This is a genomic window from Streptomyces prasinopilosus, assembly GCF_001419695.1.
Taxonomy (GTDB): Bacteria; Actinomycetota; Actinomycetes; order Streptomycetales; family Streptomycetaceae; genus Streptomyces; species Streptomyces prasinopilosus.
Genome location: NZ_LIRG01000587.1, coordinates 3,376 through 3,643, shown reverse-complemented (window position 1 = coordinate 3,643; position 268 = coordinate 3,376). Strand labels below are relative to the sequence as shown.

The window sequence follows — 268 nt, the reverse complement described above, 5'->3', positions numbered from 1 at the left end:
CCGGCACGAGATGCTGCACGTGCGAGGGCGCAGCGTCGCGTGGGTGCCGCCGCTCCTGCTGCTGCTCGCCATCGCGGTGGCCGACTACCACACCATCGGCGAGTTCCGGATCATCTCCTGGATCGTGCTGGTCCCGGGCATCGCGGCCGCGATCTGCGGAGTGTGGGGCACGGCCGTGTTCGGAGCCCTCTCGATCATCACCTTCACGCTCGTGGACAACGCCTGGCCGCACGAGTTCCAGACGGGACTGCCCGACTTCATCCTCGTC

Annotated in this window: 1 pseudogene; it reads left to right on the top strand. The window is 68.3% G+C overall.

The window, feature by feature from the left end:
- Positions 1-268 (top strand): annotated as a pseudogene (locus AOK18_RS34580) (serine/threonine-protein phosphatase); the annotation flags it as partial.